The 3,169-nt window shown below is 47.0% G+C and carries 3 protein-coding genes and 1 tRNA gene; 1 reads left to right on the forward strand and 3 read right to left on the reverse strand.

Annotation, left to right across the window (positions count from 1 at the left end; translation table 11 throughout):
- Nucleotides 1-18: 18 nt before the first annotated feature.
- The 3 genes from IJN28_00850 to IJN28_00860 all read right to left on the reverse strand — a co-directional run bounded on the left by IJN28_00850 (nucleotide 19) and on the right by IJN28_00860 (nucleotide 1,981).
- Nucleotides 19-94, reverse strand: a tRNA-Lys gene (locus tag IJN28_00850).
- Between the two features lie 90 nt (nucleotides 95-184).
- Nucleotides 185-1,114: a PDZ domain-containing protein gene (locus IJN28_00855; GenBank protein MBQ6712320.1), complete on the reverse strand. Its 930-nt coding sequence runs from the start codon at nucleotides 1,112-1,114 to the stop codon at nucleotides 185-187.
- Nucleotides 1,115-1,147: 33 nt separating this feature from the next.
- Nucleotides 1,148-1,981 (reverse strand): deoxyribonuclease IV, encoded by an 834-nt coding sequence (locus tag IJN28_00860; GenBank protein MBQ6712321.1) that lies wholly within the window; start codon nucleotides 1,979-1,981, stop codon nucleotides 1,148-1,150.
- Between the two features lie 126 nt (nucleotides 1,982-2,107).
- On the opposite strand from IJN28_00860, the gene IJN28_00865 reads away from it, so the two are divergent.
- Nucleotides 2,108-2,962, forward strand: coding sequence for an amidohydrolase family protein (locus tag IJN28_00865; protein ID MBQ6712322.1), 855 nt, complete (start codon nucleotides 2,108-2,110; stop codon nucleotides 2,960-2,962).
- The last annotated feature ends 207 nt before the right edge of the window (nucleotides 2,963-3,169 follow it).

Consider the following 3,169-nt stretch of genomic DNA (forward strand, 5'->3'; position numbering starts at 1 on the left):
GTGTCTTACGTTTGCAAATGGTGACTCGCCAGGGAATCGAACCCTGAACCTACTGATTAAGAGTCAGTTGCTCTGCCAATTGAGCTAGCGAGTCGTGGATAAACAATATTAGAACAAGAATTCTAAATACTTGCTACTAATATAGTATACCGCATTTTCACTTAAATTGCAAGGAGTTTCCATTTTATTGTGCTGCAGGAGTTGCAGGTGTTTCGGCAGTCGGAGCTGTGCCTTCTGCTTGCTGTGCGTTATATGCTTCTTGTGCAGCTTTGATCTCTTCTTCAGTCGGCATAGCGATCGGTGCTTCACCGCGTGCTTCGTATTGTGCATCGGCATGCGCAAGATCGCGTTCGGTTACGCCAAGGCGAGAGGATAGGAAGATCGGTTCGATCACGAGATCGAGTTTTTCTTCACCGCGGAGAACTTTGAGTGTGAGAACTTCACCGCCGATATTCGTGCGGTTGAGAAGCGAATCAAAGTAAGCATAGCTCATTTTTTTCACTTTTTCACCGTTGATGGCAATGATCGCATCGCCTGCTTGAAGACCTGCCGCAAGTGCGGGGCTTTTGTCTGCGACTGCTTCGACTAAGACTTGTTTATTCTCGATCTGCGGAGCCGGTGTGAAGCCGAGCCAGTAACCGCCATTGTAGCTGATCTTCAGCTGACGAAGACAATCGAGTGTGTAGGCTGCTTCTTCTTCTACTTCAGCACGATATTTTTTCGGATATTTTTTCACTTTTTCCCACGAAAGTACAGAAACTTTTTCATCAGCCGTACCAACATTTGCTACGCGCTGAAGTTCAAGCGAGAGTTCTGTTTTTTTGATCGGATCCATTGCCGGATCCGGCTTTTCTGTTGTTTCTACTACACGATAGATGTGACGTGTTTTGGCATCGGTACCCCAATCGAGCGTACCGCTGTAATCAACTTCAAAGATCAATTCGTTATCGCCTGCAGGAAGTGATGTCATACCGCTGTTCGTTGCTACTTCGGTGATAACTTTTTTTACTTTATCGGCAGAAACATCTTCTAAGATGACTGTTTCTGCGGCCTGTGCAGGCATTACTGTGCTGAAGCACAAAAGAGAGAGTGCGCAAAGTGTTTTTTTCATCATAAGGTTTGTCCTCCTAATCGTCATTGTAGATACTTATTCTTGATAATTCGCGCGCAGGAAGGCGATCTCCTCTGCGTAGCCGTCAAGTTCGTTCGGCGTTTCGAGGAAGAACGGCAGATGACGCAGTTTGGGATGATTGATCACGCGGATGAGTGTATCAGCACCGATCTTACCTTCACCGATGCGAGCATGACGGTCTTTGTGAGCACTGCGATCATTAAGACTGTCGTTCAGATGGATCGCTTTTAAGCGGTCAAGGCCGATCACGCGGTCGAATTCTTCGAGTACGCCGTCAAGGTCGTTGATAATATCGTAGCCTGCATCGTGGATGTGGCACGTGTCAAGACATACGCCCATCTTATCCGACAGCGTTACGCCGTCTAAGATGGCACGAAGCTCTTCAAATGTTCTGCCGACTTCTGTACCTTTGCCTGACATCGTTTCCAACAGAACTGTCGTATGTTGGTCGGGCGTCAAGATCGCGTTGAGAAGTGCGGTGATCTGTTCGATGCCGACTTCTGCGCCTTGTTTGACGTGACTGCCGGGGTGAAAGTTGTAGAGATTGCCCGGGAGATATTCCATGCGACGAAGATCATCGCGCATCGTTTCTAATGCGAACTCGCGTGTCGAAGCATCGGCGGAGCAAGCGTTCAGCGTATATGGCGCGTGTGCCAAGAGTGTCGCGAAATTGTGCTCTTTTGCCAAGGCGAGGAAACGCTCAATATCGGCAGGGTCGATATCTTTTGCTTTGCTGCCGCGTGGATTGCGTGTGAAAAATTGAAATGTATTGGCATTGATGGAAAGTGCGGCTTTTCCCATCGCTTCGAATCCTTTTGATACGGATAAATGACAACCGATCTTTAACATTCAGCTACCTCCGATTATTAAAATCGTTTCTATTTTATCATAAAATTGAAAAAGTGAATAGACACATCACGGGAAAACGGATAGAATAAAATAAGAAAATTGTGACAATGATGGGAGGCGATTGGGTTGGACGTAATTGATGCACATATTCATTGTTTCGACTGTGAACCGTTTGAGCGGCTTGCGATAGAGGCAGGAGCAGCCAATACAATGGCAGCCTTGCAAGAAGAAATGGCGCGTGCAGGCGTTCGTCTTGCGATCGCGATGGGCAATGCAGGAGAAGATGAAGCAGCGGCAGTACCGCTTAGGACAAGCTGGCCGCTTGAAGGTCTGGCGATACCTGTTGCAGAGTGTCTTGGGATCCATGAGGACAGCCTCAATGCGTCGTCGGACAGTGAAGTGATAGACAGATTTGACAAGGCGATGCTACTTCCCGCAACGGTCGGCCTTAAGGTCTACGCAGGCTATCGTCCTATCCATGTGGCGGACAAACGATACCATCCGTTCTATGACTTGGCACGTGCGCATGATATGCCTGTCGTTATCCATACGGGTGAAACGGCTCTGCCTGAGGCACTTCTCAAGTATGCACATCCGCTTACTGTCGATGAACTGGCAGTACAGTTTCCTGATGTGAGGTTCGTCATGGCGCATACAGGCAATCCCTGGATCATTGACGCCGTTCAGGTCGCGCGAAAGAATCCGAACGTCTATCTGGAATTGTCGGGGCTATTTGCAGGGCGATTCGATGCGCGAGCAATGGCAGAAGAGGAAAAAGCGTATCTTGACTATATCCGCATGTGGACGAAGTACCTAGGCAGATACGACAAGATGCTCTACGGCTCGGATTGGCCACTCGTCAACCAAGGCGATTACCAAGAGCTGATGGCAACTGTGGTACCGAGCGTGCACCATCAGGCCTTCTTCTATGATAATGCGCGGGCAGTATTTCCCAAGGTCAAAATGATGCTTGGAAAGTGATTATTCGAAATAAAATAGATAATGTTTCCAAAATGGAATAAATGATTGAAAAATGCTGGTATTTTCTGAAAAAATCAAGTACAATAAAAATAGCGAACCTATTGAAAAAAAGAGAGGATAAGGTGATACGAATGAATGATAAAACAGTTGTATTGAACGGATTTCGCTTAAACTATGATAAAAAACTCGATTTATCGGTTCTGTCTA

Source organism: Selenomonadales bacterium, from assembly GCA_017442105.1.
Classification (GTDB): Bacteria; Bacillota; Negativicutes; order RGIG982; family RGIG982; genus RGIG982.

Excerpts from the sequence above, each read along its gene's own strand:
- IJN28_00855 (MBQ6712320.1), bottom strand. The coding sequence starts at position 1,114 with ATGATGAAAAAAACACTTTGCGCACTCTCTCTTTTGTGCTTCAGCACA.
- IJN28_00860 (MBQ6712321.1), bottom strand. The coding sequence starts at position 1,981 with ATGTTAAAGATCGGTTGTCATTTATCCGTATCAAAAGGATTCGAAGCG.